The organism is Kribbella steppae, assembly GCF_004342025.1.
Taxonomy (GTDB): Bacteria; Actinomycetota; Actinomycetes; order Propionibacteriales; family Kribbellaceae; genus Kribbella; species Kribbella steppae.
This window is the reverse complement of sequence record NZ_SLWN01000004.1, coordinates 243,705-258,859: the sequence shown is the minus strand read 5'-3', so window position 1 is coordinate 258,859 and position 15,155 is coordinate 243,705. Positions and strand designations below refer to the sequence as shown.

Annotated in this window: 15 protein-coding genes; 12 read left to right on the top strand and 3 right to left on the bottom strand. The window is 68.7% G+C overall.

Going from position 1 to position 15,155, the window contains the following annotated elements; genetic code table 11:
• The gene (locus EV652_RS13240; protein WP_132209393.1) at positions 1–894 is read right to left on the bottom strand and encodes an EamA family transporter; all 894 of its coding nucleotides are present in this window, start codon (positions 892–894) and stop codon (positions 1–3) included.
• Positions 895–966: 72 nt separating this feature from the next.
• On the opposite strand from EV652_RS13240, the gene EV652_RS13235 reads away from it, so the two are divergent.
• Complete coding sequence (locus EV652_RS13235) at positions 967–1,464, top strand: MarR family winged helix-turn-helix transcriptional regulator (protein WP_132209392.1); 498 nt, start codon at positions 967–969, stop codon at positions 1,462–1,464.
• Positions 1,465–1,468: 4 nt separating this feature from the next.
• Complete coding sequence (gene fxlM / locus EV652_RS13230; RefSeq protein WP_132209391.1) at positions 1,469–2,668, top strand: methyltransferase, FxLD system; 1,200 nt, start codon at positions 1,469–1,471, stop codon at positions 2,666–2,668.
• On the opposite strand, the gene EV652_RS13225 is transcribed toward fxlM, so the two are convergent.
• A complete protein-coding gene (locus EV652_RS13225; protein ID WP_132209390.1) occupies positions 2,652–3,338 on the bottom strand; it encodes a hypothetical protein in 687 nt (228 codons plus the stop codon). The genes fxlM and EV652_RS13225 overlap by 17 nt on opposite strands.
• Positions 3,339–3,524: 186 nt before the next feature.
• Here EV652_RS13225 and efp point away from each other — a divergent pair, with 186 nt between their 5' ends.
• Positions 3,525–4,058, top strand: coding sequence for an elongation factor P (gene efp / locus EV652_RS13220; protein WP_242001774.1), 534 nt, complete (start codon positions 3,525–3,527; stop codon positions 4,056–4,058).
• A gap of 34 nt (positions 4,059–4,092) precedes the next feature.
• Positions 4,093–4,503 carry a transcription antitermination factor NusB gene (gene nusB, locus EV652_RS13215; protein WP_132209389.1) on the top strand — a complete coding sequence of 137 codons (411 nt, stop codon included), beginning with the start codon at positions 4,093–4,095 and terminating at the stop codon, positions 4,501–4,503.
• A 262-nt stretch (positions 4,504–4,765) separates the two neighbouring features.
• On the opposite strand, the gene bldD is transcribed toward nusB, so the two are convergent.
• Positions 4,766–5,278: a transcriptional regulator BldD gene (gene bldD / locus EV652_RS13210; protein ID WP_132209388.1), complete on the bottom strand. Its 513-nt coding sequence runs from the start codon at positions 5,276–5,278 to the stop codon at positions 4,766–4,768.
• Positions 5,279–5,483: 205 nt separating this feature from the next.
• Here bldD and pyrR point away from each other — a divergent pair, with 205 nt between their 5' ends.
• Genes pyrR through pyrF form a run of 8 tightly spaced genes read left to right on the top strand, consistent with a single transcriptional unit; the run spans position 5,484 to position 15,142 of the window.
• Complete coding sequence (gene pyrR / locus EV652_RS13205; protein ID WP_132209387.1) at positions 5,484–6,098, top strand: bifunctional pyr operon transcriptional regulator/uracil phosphoribosyltransferase PyrR; 615 nt, start codon at positions 5,484–5,486, stop codon at positions 6,096–6,098.
• Positions 6,095–7,039: an aspartate carbamoyltransferase catalytic subunit gene (locus EV652_RS13200; RefSeq protein ID WP_132209386.1), complete on the top strand. Its 945-nt coding sequence runs from the start codon at positions 6,095–6,097 to the stop codon at positions 7,037–7,039. The genes pyrR and EV652_RS13200 overlap by 4 nt, the downstream gene beginning before the upstream one ends.
• Complete coding sequence (locus tag EV652_RS13195; protein WP_132209385.1) at positions 7,036–8,346, top strand: dihydroorotase; 1,311 nt, start codon at positions 7,036–7,038, stop codon at positions 8,344–8,346. The genes EV652_RS13200 and EV652_RS13195 overlap by 4 nt, the downstream gene beginning before the upstream one ends.
• A complete protein-coding gene (locus EV652_RS13190; protein WP_132209384.1) occupies positions 8,343–8,837 on the top strand; it encodes a PH-like domain-containing protein in 495 nt (164 codons plus the stop codon). The genes EV652_RS13195 and EV652_RS13190 overlap by 4 nt, the downstream gene beginning before the upstream one ends.
• Positions 8,834–9,955 carry a glutamine-hydrolyzing carbamoyl-phosphate synthase small subunit gene (carA, locus tag EV652_RS13185; RefSeq protein WP_132209383.1) on the top strand — a complete coding sequence of 374 codons (1,122 nt, stop codon included), beginning with the start codon at positions 8,834–8,836 and terminating at the stop codon, positions 9,953–9,955. Before EV652_RS13190 ends, carA begins: the two co-directional genes overlap by 4 nt.
• The gene (gene carB, locus EV652_RS13180; RefSeq protein ID WP_132209382.1) at positions 9,955–13,260 is read left to right on the top strand and encodes a carbamoyl-phosphate synthase large subunit; all 3,306 of its coding nucleotides are present in this window, start codon (positions 9,955–9,957) and stop codon (positions 13,258–13,260) included. Before carA ends, carB begins: the two co-directional genes overlap by 1 nt.
• Positions 13,260–14,282 (top strand): quinone-dependent dihydroorotate dehydrogenase, encoded by a 1,023-nt coding sequence (locus tag EV652_RS13175; protein ID WP_132209381.1) that lies wholly within the window; start codon positions 13,260–13,262, stop codon positions 14,280–14,282. The genes carB and EV652_RS13175 overlap by 1 nt, the downstream gene beginning before the upstream one ends.
• 23 nt (positions 14,283–14,305) lie before the next feature.
• On the top strand, positions 14,306–15,142 hold the full coding sequence (pyrF, locus tag EV652_RS13170) for an orotidine-5'-phosphate decarboxylase (RefSeq protein WP_132209380.1): 837 nt from the start codon (positions 14,306–14,308) through the stop codon (positions 15,140–15,142).
• Positions 15,143–15,155 lie beyond the last annotated feature (13 nt).

Genomic DNA, 15,155 nt, shown 5'->3' with positions numbered 1-15,155 from the left:
TCAGCACCTCTCCGCCGCTGGAACCAGTACCGGCGGCGCGGTGGCTCTCCGCTTGATCTGGGCGCTCACGAGCGCCACGAGGACAATCAGCCCGCCGATGACCTGAGGAGTGGTCAGACGCTGGTCGAGCACGAGCCAGCCGAGGATGGTCGCCGTCACCGGACTCAGGAGCAGTAGGAACGTGACATCGGTGGCGGACAGATCCCGGATGCCCCGGAACCACAGGGCATAGGCGACCGCGGAGCCGAGGATCGTCAGGTACGCGTAGCCAAGGATGTTCTGGACGGTCATCGCGGGTGGCGCTCCCTCGGTCAGTAAGGCGACCGGCAGCAGAACCAGTCCGCCGGCGACCAGTTGCCAGCCAGTCGTGGCCAGCAGGGGAGCCGGTGAGGTCCAGCGCTTGCTCAGTACGACGCCGAACGCCATCACAACTGCGCCGGCGAGAGCAGCGACTACACCCCAGGTGTCGAGGCGCGCGTCAGCTCGCAGTACCAGCAAGCCGACACCGAACACACCGCCGATCGCAGCCAGGACAGTGCGCAGTGAGAGCCGCTCACGCAACAGACCGGTCGACAGCAGGGCCACGAACAGCGGCTGGATCGCACCGACTGTCGCGGCCACCCCGCCTGGCAGCCGGTAGGCGCCGATGAACAGCAGCGCGTTGAACGCCCCGATGTTGAGCGTTCCGAGGACGAGCGACCGCCACCACCAGCTGCCGCGCGGCAGCAGGCGGGTGATCGCGATCAGCAGCAGACCGGCCGGCAGCGTGCGGATCAGCGCGGCCAGGAACGGACGGTCCGGTGGAAGGAACTCTGTGGTCACCAGGTAGGTGGTGCCCCAGAGCATCGGCGTGATCGCCGTGATCAGGAGAAGAGTGACTCGATTGCTTAGCACTAAGATAAAGTATCTCAGCGCTAAGCAATCTTCAATCCCTCAGCGCTAAGCGATCTGGACTACCCTGAACAGATGGCAGATCACGTCGACCTGGTGCTCGAGCAGTGGGGCGAGCAGCGGCCGGACCTGGACGCGTCGCCGATGGGAGTGGTGGGCCGGGTGGGCCGGCTCAACCAGCTCTTCGACGGTGAGTTGCGGCGCAACTTCGCGCGGCACGATCTCGACCGTGCGTCCTTCGACGTGCTGGCGACGTTGCGTCGCAGCAACGCCGAGCACAGCCTGACCCCGGCCGGTCTGATGCGGTCGTCGATGGTCACGTCCGGCGCGATCAGCCAGCGACTGGACCGGCTCGAGGCGCGTGGTCTGGTCACCCGGACGCCGAGCGAGACCGACGGGCGTGGCATCCGGGTGACGCTGACCGAGCAGGGCCTGCGGTTGATCGACACCGTGCTGCCGGCCCACATCGAGACCGAGAACCAGCTGCTGGCCGGGCTGTCGGCGGCCGAGCGGGAGCAGTTCGTGGATCTCCTGCGGACCTTGCTCGAGTCGCTCGGGGACAAGAGAGACTGAGGCCATGAGCGCCGACGACTCGTTCCAGGCCGAGTCGTTGCGTGCGGCCCTGATCCGGCATTTGGTTGCCGAAGGCTCCATTCGGGACGAGCGGGTGGCGGCCGCGTTCCAGGCCGTGCCGCGGCACCTGTTCGTTCCCCAGGCGCCGTTGGACCGGGCGTACGCCGACGACGTCGTACTGATGAAGCGGAACGCGGCCGGGATCGCGATCAGCTCGGTGTCGCAGCCGAGTATCGTCGCGCTGATGCTCGAGCAGGCCGGCATCCGGCCCGGCGACCACGTCCTCGAGATCGGGTCCGGCGGCTACAACGCGGCGCTGATGCGCGAGCTGGCCGGGCCGAAGGGATCGGTGACCACGGTCGACATCGATCCCGAGGTCACCGACCGGGCTCGCGTGGTGCTGACCGCGGCCGGGTACGACGACGTCCGCGTGGTGCGGGCGGACGGTGAGTTCGGGGTCCCGGAGGGCGCGCCGTACGACCGGATCGTGGTGACCGTGACGGCGTGGGACATCGCGTCGGCCTGGATCGACCAGCTCCGGCCCGGCGGGCGGATCGTCGTACCGCTGCGGTTGCGGGGGCAGACCCGGTCGATCGCGTTCGATCGGGTGGACGACCATCTGGAGAGCCGGTCGACGACGCTGTGCGGGTTCGTCTGCATGCAGGGCGCGGGGGCGAACTACGAGCGGGTCGTTCCGATCGCGGGTGACCAGGTGTATGTCAGCTTCGACGAGGACCAGGAGATCGAGGCGCATCCGTACGACGGCGTCCTGGAGCAGCCGCGCGAGCAGGTCTGGTCAGGTGTCGTGATGAACCGCGAGGAGCCGCTCTCCGACCTCAACCTCTGGCTCGCGGGGACTTTGCCCGGGTACTGCGCTCTGTCCGCGGAACGATCCGCGCAGTCAGCCGCGCCGACTCCGCGCTGGGGAGCCGCGGCGATGGCGACTCGGGACAGTGTTGCCTATCTGACATCCTGCCCGGCCAGGCGCCGACCGGCGTCGTTCCTGGAGCTGGGAGTCAACGGTCATGGGCCCGACGCGGCTGATCTGATCGATCGCCTGGTCGACCAGTTGCGGATCTGGGACGCCCATCACCGGCACGGGCCGGGGCCGTCGTTCCAGGTCTATCCGGTCCACGCCGCCGTACCGGCCGGGTTCCGGATCACCCGGCGGCACGGGTGCTTCATCGTCAACTGGGCTGGGTAGTCCCGGGGCGCGGCGGGTTCCGGACCGTCTGCCAGAGCTCGTCGATGTCGGAGCGATCGTCGGGCTCGGGGGTGTCGACCCAGCCGCTGGCCCAGGTGTCCTCCTCGCGGTCGAGATCGAAGATCGACTCGGCGAACGCGGCCGAACCGACGTAGCGGGTCTCGGATCCCTCCGGATCCGGATCCGACTTCGGCTCCGACTCCAGGTCCGACTGCGAGGTCTGGGGTGAGGGGGGTTTCTGGTCCGCCGGCGCGACCAGGGCGCGGGCGTACTCCTGCGCCTCGAGGATGCCCATGTCCTGTTCGTCGCACAGCAGCCGGATGGCCGCCACCTCGTTGCGGGCGTTCATCAACTCAATCACCCGGGTGTCGGTGTCGCGCCTGGGCGTCGGCAGGTTGTTCTGCGGCGGGCGGTGACCCTGCGGCGGTCCGTACGACGGCAGCCACTGCGCCGGGGGCTGGACCTGTGCCGCCGGTTGGTACGGCGCCGGCGGTTGGAACTGGACCGAATGCTGGAGTTGGGTCGGCTGGTTGAAGCCCTGCTGGGCCTGGAGCCGCTCGATCAGCTTCTGTACGCGGGCATTGGGCTCGCCGGGCTTCGCCGACCGCTGCTTGGCCTTGGCGACCAGGCTGACGACGATCATGATCACGATGAAGATCGCGAACTCCACGGTGCCTCCCGGCATCCTGGCTGTCACTCCGGACTGCCAGCGTAAGGCCCGCCGGGGGCCGCGCGCCGTTGGGCCGGAGTCGCGGAATCGAAGGATCGGGCAGGTGACCGCTACAATCCGGTGTTACCGCTGATCGATCTCGAAGGGCTCACCCGCGTGGCAACGACGAACGACCTCAAGAACGGCATGGTGCTCGACCTGGACGGGCAGCTGTGGTCCGTCGTCTGGTTCCAGCACCACAAGCCCGGTAAGGGCGGCGCCGTCGTCCGGACGAAGCTGAAGAACGTGCTGTCCGGCAAAGTGGTCGACAAGACCTTCAACGCGGACGTCAAGGTCGAGGTCGCGACCGTCGACAAGCGCGACATGACGTACCTGTACAACGACGGCTCGGCGTACGTGTTCATGGACAAGTCCACCTACGACCAACTGCAGATCCAGCCCGAGGTGGTCGGCGACGCCTCCCACTTCCTGCTGGAGAACCAGGACGCCATCGTCGCGGTGCACGACGACCTCCCGCTGTACGTCGAGCTCCCGGCCTCGGTCGAGCTCACGGTCGAGTACACCGAGCCGGGTCTGCAGGGCGACCGCTCCAGCGGCGGCACCAAGCCGGCCAAGCTGGAGACCGGCTACGACATCCAGGTCCCGCTGTTCCTGACCACGGGCGAGAAGGTCAAGGTCGACACCCGCACCGGGGACTACCTCGGTCGCGTCACCTCCTGACGCCCAGGTTCGACAAGAGAGCTGACAACAGAACATGTCTGCCCGTAGCAAGGCCCGCAAGCGCGCGTTGGACGTGCTGTACGAGTCGGAGGTCAGAGGCCTGCCGGTCGGCGGCACCCTGGCCGACCGGGTGGCCGACAACGATCCGCCGGTGAACGAGTTCACCGTGGCGTTGGTCGAGGGTGTGGCGAAGCACATCGACGTGATCGACGACTTGCTGGACACGCACTCGGTCGGCTGGTCGCTGGACCGGATGCCGGCCGTGGACCGCAACATCCTGCGGATCGGAAGCTACGAGCTGTTGTTCGACGACCAGGTGCCGGACGTGGTCGCGGTGAGCGAGGCGGTCGCGCTGGCGCGGGATCTGTCCACCGACGAGTCACCGGCGTTCGTGAACGGGCTGCTGGCCCGGCTGTTGCAGCTCAAGCCCACCCTCGGCGTCTGAGGGGGCGAGGGGGGCGAGCCCTCTCGGAGTTCCTCGGGGATCAAGCCCGGTGACCGTCTCGGTACGGTCCCGGGCCAACTCGGCGTCCCCGTGGTTGGCGGCTCGGGGCGAACGGCCCCCAGCCATTGTGCGGCGGATGAGGTGGTACCCGCCTGGTCGGAAATAACCTGTCTGGTCGGATCGAACCTGTCTTTCGGAGTGAGAAGGCAGGCGGCCGTGGGCCAGCTGCTACGAGCCCCGACCGTCTCTCACGCCAACTGGATCAGGCGCCGGCCACTTCGGACTCTTCGACGTCGCCCTTGGCCTCCGAGTTCAGTACTCCCCAGGAGATGAAGCGCTCGGTCAGAGTCGTGGGCGACTCGTCGTAGATCACGGCGAGGGTCCGCATGTCGTCCTGACGGATCGACAACACCTTGCCGTTGTAGTCCCCGCGCTGAGCCTGGATCGTGGCCGCGTACCGCGTCAGCGGACCGGCCTCGCTCGCGTCGAGGTGTTGTAGGGCCTCCAGGTCGAGGATCAACCGGGGCGGAGCGGCAGCCGCAGCAGCCGCGCTGGCCGAACCGGGCAGCAGTTCACGGATGGGCACGCCGTAGAAATCGGCGAGCTCCGCGAGCTTCTGGACCGTGACGGCTCGATCGCCGCGCTCGTACGAGCCGACGACGACCGCCTTCCAGCGACCCTTGGACTTCTCTTCCACGCCATGCAGCGACAGCCCTTGCTGCTGGCGGATGGCACGCAACTTGCCACCCAGTGTCTTCGCGTATTCGCTAGGCACGCTGGTTCTTCCCTCCGACTAGTTTCGTCATGTCCGGGCCGCCGGAACGGCCCGGTCGGTGAAACCCCCCTCGGTTACACAGAGTAACAATATTCCGGGCCAGAGGCCAGCGTCAAGACGGCGTGTCACATCCGATACCATGTCAAGCGGTCCGAACGTCCTTTAAAGACCCGTCCAGAGAGGCGGGAAAGGAGGAACGGTAGCGATGAACCATGCCCAGAGCGACGCCCACACACCGGCGCCGCGCACGGTCCTGGACGCTTCCGACATATCCCGGGCACTGACCCGGATCGCGCACGAGATCCTCGAGCGCAACCGCGGTGCCGACCCCGTTGTCCTACTCGGCATCCCCACGCGCGGCGTCGGCCTGGCCGCCCGCATCTCGGCCCGGATCGCGGCCGTTGAGGGGCAGAGTGTGCCGACAGGGTCACTCGATGTGACGATGTACCGCGACGACATCGGTCTCAAACCACCCCGCGGACTCGAACACACCGACATCCCGGCCGACGGGATCGACGACAAGGTCGTCGTCCTGGTCGACGACGTGCTGTTCTCCGGCCGCACCATCCGGGCCGCGCTGGACGCGATCGGCGACATCGGCCGGCCGCGCGCGGTCCAGCTCGCCGTCCTGGTCGACCGGGGCCACCGCGAACTGCCGATCCGCGCCGACTACGTGGGCAAGAACCTGCCGACCTCCCTGGTCGAGCGCGTCACCGTCCACCTGACCGAGTACGACGGCGCCGACGCCGTACTGATCGCCGACCGGACAGACACCGACAAAAAGGGCACTGACAAGACAGGGGCGGGGGCGAAGGCATGAGGCATCTGTTGAGTGCGGGGGATCTGTCCCGCGACGAGGCGAATCTGATCCTCGACACGGCCGAGGAGATGCGGTCGCTGGCCGACCGGCCGATCAAGAAGTTGCCGGCGCTGCGCGGCCGGACCGTGGTGAACCTCTTCTTCGAGGACTCCACCCGGACCCGGATCTCCTTCGAGGCGGCCGCCAAGCGGCTGTCCGCCGACGTGATCAACTTCTCCGCCAAGGGCTCCAGCGTCAGCAAGGGCGAGAGTCTGAAGGACACCGCGCTCACGCTGCAGGCGATGGGTGCCGACGGTGTCGTCTGCCGGCACGGCTCGTCCGGCGCGCCGCACCTGCTCGCCACCTCGGGCTGGATGACCGGCTCGGTGGTCAACGCCGGTGACGGGACGCACGAGCACCCGACCCAGGCACTGCTCGACGCGTTCACGATGCGCCGCCACCTCGGCTCGCTGGAGGGCCGCCGGATCACGATCGTCGGCGACGTCCTGCACTCGCGCGTCGCCCGGTCGAACGTGCTGCTGCTGTCGACGCTCGGCGCCGAGGTGACCGTGGTGGCGCCGCCGACGCTGCTGCCGGTCGACATGCGCAACTGGCCGTGTGCCACGTCGTACGACTTCGACTCGGTGCTGGCCAAGAGCGACGCGGTGATGATGCTGCGAGTCCAGCGGGAGCGGATGAACGACGCGTTCTTCCCGAGCGCCCGCGAGTACAGCCGCCGCTACGGGCTCGACGTGCATCGGATGGCACAGCTGCCGGACGAGGCGCTCGTGCTGCACCCCGGCCCGATGAACCGCGGGATGGAGATCAGCGCCGAGGTCGCCGACTCCACCCGCTCGGTGATCGTCGAACAGGTCACCAACGGCGTCGCCATCCGGATGGCCGTTCTCTACCTGCTGCTCTCCGGCAGCAACGACACAACCCCTGAGGAGCAGACCGCATGACCGCATACCTGATCACCGGAGCGAAGATCGTTGGTGGTGAGGTCGCGGACCTGCTCATCGACAACGGAGAGATCGTTGCCGTCGGCACCAACCTTGACACGCCTCAGGATGTCGAGACGGTCGATGCCAAGGGCCTGATCGCGCTGCCGGGGCTGGTCGACCTGCACACCCACCTGCGTGAGCCCGGCCGGGAGGACGCGGAGACCGTCCTCACCGGCACCCGCGCCGCCGCGCTCGGAGGGTTCACCGCGGTGTTCGCGATGGCCAACACCGACCCGGTGGCCGACACTGCCGGAGTCGTCGAGCAGGTCTGGCGGCTCGGCCGCGAGGGCGGGTACGCCGATGTCTACCCGATCGGCGCCGTCACGGTGGGCCGGCTGGGGACGCAGCTCGCGGAGCTGGGCGCGATGGCCGACTCCGCGGCCCGGGTGCGGGTGTTCTCCGACGACGGCGACTGCGTCTGGGACGCCGCCCTGATGCGTCGCGCACTCGAGTACGTGAAGGCCTTCGGCGGCACGATCGCCCAGCACGCGCAGGAGCCGCGACTCACCCAAGGCGCGCAGATGAACGAGGGCGCGCTGTCCGGCGTCCTCGGCCTGACCGGCTGGCCGAGTGTCGCGGAGGAGGCGATCATCGCCCGCGACATCCTGCTGAACGCGCACGTCGGTTCGAAGCTGCACATCTGCCACCTGTCCACCAAGGGCTCGGTGGAGATCGTCCGGGCGGCGAAGAACCGCGGGCTCGCGGTGACCGCCGAGGTGACCCCGCACCACCTGCTGCTGACCGAGGACCTGGCCGCCTCCTACAACCCGGTCTTCAAGGTGAACCCGCCGCTGCGCACCAAAGAGGACGTCGAGGCGGTCCGCGAGGGCCTGGCCGACGGCACCATCGACATCGTCGCCACCGACCACGCGCCGCACCCGGTCGAGGACAAGGACTGCGAGTGGAGCGCGGCGGCGTTCGGCATGCTCGGCCTGGAGACGGCGCTGAGTGTGGTCCAGCACGCGATGATCGACACCAAGCTGATGACGTGGGCGGACGTGGCCGACCGGATGAGCTACCGGCCGGCGGCGATCGGTCAGGCCGGCGACCACGGCCGGCCGCTCGAGGTGGGTGCGCCGGCGAACGTCGTACTGATCGATCCCGCTGCCGAGCGGACCGTCGTACCGGGGGAGTCGGCGTCGCTGTCGCGGAACACCCCGTTCGACGGGATGACGCTGCCGGGCAAGGTGGTGGCGACGTTCCTGAGGGGTACGCCGACCGTCCTGGACGGGCTGTGTCATTTGGAAGAACGGGTGGCTCGGTGAAAGCTTTCCTGGGCATTCTCGGCACGCTGCTGGTGATCGCGGCGGGCTACTACGGCATGTTCCGGGGCTGGCGGAACCGTCAGTCCCGGCAGGCCGACCTCGCGCCACTGCCGGTCGCACCGGCCGAGGACAAGACGCGAGGCGTGGAGGGTGTGTACGTCGCGACCACGGCGGCAGGCGACTGGATGGACCGGATCGCCGTGCACGAACTGGGCGTCCGCAGTACCGCGGACCTGGCCGTCAGCGAGGCCGGCCTGATCTTCCACCGGCAAGGGGCGGCGGATGTGTTCATCCCCGTGGACCACCTGACCGGCGTCCGGACCGACCGCGGGATCGCCGGCAAGGTGACCGCGGAGAAGTCCGGCCTGGTGGTGGTCACCTGGAACCACGACGGCCGCGCGCTCGACACCGGGTTCCGGCCCCGCCGGAAGGCAGACACCGCCCCTCTGACCGAATCCATCTCGATCCTGATCGGAGCCGAGCAAAGATGAGCCAGCCAGCACTGCTGGTCCTGGAGGACGGCCGGGCCTTCACCGGTACGTCGTACGGGGCGACCGGCGAGACGTTCGGCGAGGCGGTGTTCACCACCGGGATGACCGGCTACCAGGAGACGCTGACCGACCCGTCGTACCACCGGCAGATCGTCACCCAGACCGCACCGCACATCGGCAACACCGGGATCAACGACGAGGACGACGAGTCGCAGAAGATCTGGGTCGCCGGGTACGTCGTCCGCGACCCGGCCCGGGTGCCGTCGAACTGGCGGGCCACGCGCTCGCTCGACGACCAGTTGCAGGGGCAGGGCATCGTCGGGATCTCCGGGATCGACACCCGGGCGCTGACCCGGCACCTGCGTGAGCGCGGTGCGATGCGAGCGGGGATCTCCACGGAGGTCCTCGACCCAGCCGCGCTGCTGGAGAAGGTGCTGCAGCAGCCGCAGATGGTCGGCGCGGACCTCGCCTCCGAGGTCACCACGTTCGAGCCGTACGTCGTACCCGCAGAGGGCGAGAAGCGGTTCACTGTCGTCGCGCTCGACCTGGGGATCAAATCGATGACGCCGAAGCGGATGGCCGAGCGCGGCATCGAGGTCCACGTGCTGCCTGCCACCGCCTCGCTGGAGGCAGTGCTGGCGGTGAACCCGGACGGCATCTTCATGAGCAACGGACCGGGCGACCCGGAGACGACCGAGCACCCGACGGACCTGCTGAAGGCCCTGCTGGAGCGCAACAAGCCGTACTTCGGGATCTGCTTCGGCAACCAGGTGTTCGGGCGGGCGCTCGGACTGGGCACGTTCAAGCTGAAGTACGGGCACCGCGGGATCAACCAGCCGGTGCTCGATCGCGCCACCGGGAAGGTGGAGATCACCGCGCAGAACCACGGGTTCGCGGTCGACGCGCCGATCGAGGAGACGGTCGAGACGCCGTACGGGACGGCGGAGGTCAGTCATGTGTCGCTGAACGACAACGTGGTCGAAGGACTGAAGCTGACCGGCAAGGACGGTCGGGTGCTCGCCTTCTCGGTGCAGTACCACCCGGAGGCGGCGGCCGGTCCGCACGACTCGGCGTACCTCTTCGACCGGTTTGTGGAACTCATGGAAGGTCGTAGCTGATGCCACGTCGTACAGACATCGAGTCGGTGCTGGTCATCGGCTCCGGTCCGATCGTGATCGGCCAGGCCTGTGAGTTCGACTACTCGGGGACTCAGGCCTGCCGGGTGCTGCGCGAAGAGGGCTTCCGCGTCATCCTGGTGAACTCCAACCCGGCCACGATCATGACCGACCCCGAGTTCGCCGACGCCACCTACGTCGAGCCGATCACCCCGGAGTACGTCGAGAAGGTGATCGAGAAGGAGCGCCCGAACGCGCTGCTCGCCACCCTCGGCGGCCAGACCGCCCTGAATGCGGCGATCGCATTGCACGACAACGGCGTCCTCGAGAAGTACGGCGTTGAGCTGATCGGCGCGTCCGTCGAGGCGATCCAGCGCGGTGAGAACCGGGAGTCGTTCAAGCAGATCGTCGAGAAGCTCGGTGCGGAGGTGGCCCGGTCGCGGATCTGCCACACCCTCGACGACGTCCTCGGCGCGGCCGACGAGCTCGGCTACCCGCTGGTGGTGCGGCCGTCGTTCACGATGGGCGGCGTCGGTTCCGGGATGGCGTACGACGAGGCCGACCTGAGCCGGATCGCCGGCGCCGGCCTGCACGCCAGCCCGACCACCGAGGTGCTGATCGAGGAGTCGATCCTCGGCTGGAAGGAGTACGAGCTGGAGGTGATGCGCGACAAGGCGGACAACGTCGTGATCATCTGCTCGATCGAGAACGTCGACCCGATGGGCGTGCACACCGGCGACTCGGTCACGGTCGCCCCGGCGATGACGCTGACGGATCGCGAGTACCAGGTCATGCGGGACCTGGCCATCGGGATCATTCGCGAGGTCGGGGTCGATACCGGCGGCTGCAACATCCAGTTCGCGGTCGACCCGGCCGACGGCCGGCTGATCGTGATCGAGATGAACCCGCGGGTGTCCCGCTCGTCCGCGCTGGCGTCGAAGGCGACCGGCTTCCCGATCGCCAAGATCGCCGCCAAGGTCGCGATCGGCTACACCCTGGACGAGATCCCGAACGACATCACCCGGCAGACGCCGGCCAGCTTCGAGCCGACGCTGGACTACGTGGTGGTGAAGGTGCCGCGGTTCGCGTTCGAGAAGTTCCCGGCCGCGGACGCCACCTTGACCACGCACATGAAGAGCGTCGGCGAGGCGATGGCGATCGGCCGGAACTACACCGAGGCACTGCAGAAGGCGCTGCGCTCGCTGGAGAAGCCGGAGGCCCGGTTCTCCTGGGCCGGCTCGCCGGCGACCGAGCTGGAGCCGTTGCTCGAGGCAATCAAGACGCCGCACGACGGCCGGTTGCGCACCGTCATGGACGCGATCCGTGCGGGGGCGACACCGGAGCAGATCTTCGAGAACACCCGGATCGACCCCTGGTTCGTGGACCAGCTCTACCTGATCCACGAGACCGCTCTGCAGGTCTCGGCCGCGCCGCGGCTGACACCTGACGTGATCAAGCTGGCCAAGCGGCACGGGTTCTCGGACCTGCAGCTGGCCGAGATCCGCGGGCTGACCGAGGACGTCGTTCGCGGTGTGCGGCAGGCACTCGGGATCCGGCCGGTCTACAAGACTGTCGACACCTGTGCGGCCGAGTTCGCGGCCGAGACGCCGTACCACTACTCGTCGTACGACGAGGAAACCGAGGTTGCGACGAGGACCGAGCCGGCGGTGCTGATCCTCGGGTCGGGGCCGAACCGGATCGGGCAGGGGATCGAGTTCGACTACTCCTGTGTGCACGCGTCGATGGCGCTGCGCGAGGCCGGCTACTGCACCGTGATGGTGAACTGCAACCCGGAGACGGTCTCGACCGACTACGACACCTCCGACCGGCTGTACTTCGAGCCGCTCACCTGTGAGGACGTGCTCGAGATCGTGTACGCCGAGATGCAGGCCGGCCCGGTGGCCGGGGTGATCGTGCAGCTCGGCGGTCAGACCCCGCTGGGTCTGGCACAGCGGCTCGCGGATGCCGGCGTACCGATCGTGGGCACGTCGCCTGAGGCGATCCATCTGGCCGAGGAGCGGGGTGCGTTCGGGAAGGTGCTCGCGGACGCGTCGCTGCCGGCGCCGAAGCACGGTACGGCGCGGTCGGCCGAGGAAGCGCAGCGGATCGCCGAGGAGATCGGCTTCCCGGTGCTCGTCCGGCCGTCGTACGTGCTGGGTGGACGCGGGATGGAGATCGTCTACAGCTCGGCCGAGCTCGACGCGGCGCTGGAGCGGCTGGGCGGTGGTGAGGCGTTCGAGCACCCGGTGCTGATCGACCGGTTCCTGGACGACGCGGTCGAGATCGACGTGGACGGGCTGTTCGACGGCAACGAGTTGTTCCTCGGCGGCGTGATGGAGCACATCGAGGAGGCCGGGGTGCACTCCGGCGACTCGTCGTGTGCGCTGCCGCCGATCACGCTGGGGAACGCGGACATCGAGAAGATCCGGGCGTCGACCGAGGCGATCGCCCGCGGTGTCGGCGTCCGGGGTCTGCTGAACGTGCAGTACGCGCTGGCCGGTGACGTGCTGTACGTGCTGGAGGCGAACCCGCGTGCCTCCCGGACGGTGCCGTTCGTCTCGAAGGCGACCGCGACACCGCTGGCGAAAGCCGCGGCCCGAGTGATGCTCGGGGCAACGATCTCCGAGCTGCGGGCGGAAGGCATGCTGCCGGCCGTCGGCGACGGTGGCACGCTGCCGACCTCCACGCCGATCGCGGTGAAGGAAGCCGTGATGCCGTTCAACCGGTTCCGGACGATCGACGGCCGCTCGGTGGACACCGTGCTCGGGCCGGAGATGCGCTCGACCGGCGAGGTGATGGGCATGGACGACACCTTCGGGACGGCGTTCGCCAAGTCCCAGGCGGGGGCGTCACAGCCGCTGCCAGGGTCCGGCAAGGTCTTCGTGTCGGTCGCGAACCGGGACAAGCGGCACATGATCTTCCCGGTGAAGCGGCTGGCCGACCTGGGCTTCCAGATCTATGCGACCGAAGGTACGGCGGACGTGCTGCGGCGCAACGGGGTCGAGGCGGTCACGGTTCGCAAGAGCAGCCAGGGACCGGGCCCGAACGGCGAGCCGACGATCGTGCAGATGGTCCAGGACGGTGAGCTCAACCTGATCGTCAACACCCCGATCGGGATCACCAAGGGCGGCTCACCGCGACTGGACGGGTACGAGATCCGCAGTGCGGCAGTGGCGCGCAACATCCCGTGCATCACCACGGTGCAGGGGCTGGCGGCCGCCGTACAGGGGATCGAGGCTCAGCGGGGCGGGGACATCGGCGTGCGGTCGCTGCAGGACTGGGTGCCGAGGATCCGCGGTGTGCAGTGATGTCGACGTATAGCAGGGTCGTCCGGCCGGTCCTGTTCCGGCTGGGGAAGGGCGACGCGGAGGTCGCGCACGAGCGGACGTTGCAGGGGTTGCGGCTGCTGGGCCGCGTCCCCGGACTGGCCCGTTGGCAGGCCGGCTCGGAGCGGACGGTCTTCGGCGTCCGCTTCCCGGGTCCGGTCGGCCTGGCCGCGGGGATGGACAAGAACGGGCTCGCGTTGCGGGCCTGGCCGGCGCTCGGCTTCGGGTTCGTCGAGGTCGGTACGGTCACCGCGCACCCGCAGCCCGGCAACGAGAAGCCCCGGCTGTTCCGGCTGGTCGAGCACGAGGCCGTGATCAACCGGATGGGGTTCAACAACCTCGGCTCGGAGGCGCTGGCTGCGCGGCTGACGGCGTACGGACCGCTCGGGTACCCGCTCGGGATCTCGATCGGGAAGTCGAAGGTGACGCCGCTCGAAGACGCCGTCGAGGACTACGTGACGTCGCTGCGACGGCTCTACCGGTACGGCGACTACTTCGCGGTCAACGTGAGTTCGCCGAACACGCCGGGGCTGCGGGAGTTGCAGGACGCCGGGCACCTGCGTGAGCTGTTGACCGCGCTGCACGCCGAGGCGGCTGGTCTGAGCGTGGGTGGGCTGTCCGGGAAGCCGATCCTCGTGAAGATCGCGCCGGACCTGACCTCGTCGGCGATCGACGAGTTGCTGCAGGTGTGCACCGAGGTCGGCGTCGCCGGGATCATCGCCACCAACACGACCATTGGCCGGCCGGGTGTCGAGTCGCATCCGCTGGCCGGTGAGACCGGTGGGCTGTCGGGGCGGCCGCTGACCGAGACCGTGGCCAAGACGGTGGCCCACATCCACGCGGAGACCGGGGGAGCGCTGCCGATCATCGGGGTCGGCGGGATCCTCGAGCCCGCCGACGCGACCCGGCTGTTCGACGCCGGAGCCAGCCTGGTCCAGGTGTACACCGGGCTGATCTACCGCGGGCCCGGCCTGATCCGCCGCATCAACCGAGGACTGACATGAGCCATGAACCCATCGGGAGTGACATGAGCAACGAACCTTTCGGCGCCCGGCTCCGGGCGGCGATGGACACCCGCGGCCCGCTCTGCGTCGGGATCGACCCGCACGCGCATCTGCTGGACGCCTGGGGACTCCCGGACACGCCGGAGGGCCTGGCGTCGTTCACGTACGGCGTGGTGGACGCGCTGGCCGACCGGGTCGCGGTGTTCAAGCCGCAGTCGGCCTTCTTCGAGCGGTTCGGGTCGGCCGGGATCGCCGTCCTCGAGCAGGCGACGATCCGGCTGCGGGACGCGGGTGCGCTGGTGATCATCGACGCGAAGCGCGGTGACATCGGGACGACGATGGCCGGCTACGCGTCGGCGTACTTGGCGGAGAAGGGGCCGCTGGCGTGTGACGCGCTGACGGTCAGCCCATACCTCGGGTTCGGGTCGCTGCAGCCGGCCATCGATGAAGCGCGAGCGGCTGGTGCTGGGTTGTTCGTGCTCGCGCTGACGTCGAACCCAGAGGGTCCGCAATTCCAGTCGGCCCGGACGGTTGCGGGTCCGACGGTCGCGGGCGCCGTACTGGACGGCCTACGTGAGCTGAACGCGGATGCGGATGGACTTGGGTCCTTTGGTGCTGTGGTGGGTGCGACGATCGCGTCGACGGACGAGGATCTGGACATCCGCGGGCCGTTGCTCGCTCCTGGCCTGGGTGCTCAGGGTGGAACGGCCGAGGGGCTGACCAAGGTCTTCGGTGCAGCCGTGCGGAACGTCGTACCGTCGAGCTCGCGGGAGATCCTGGGCGCCGGACCTTCGGCCACTGCCCTGCAGGACGCGGCCGATCGGGCGAACGACGGTTTCCGGCGCGTTCTGGGGTACTGACCGCCGCTACCGT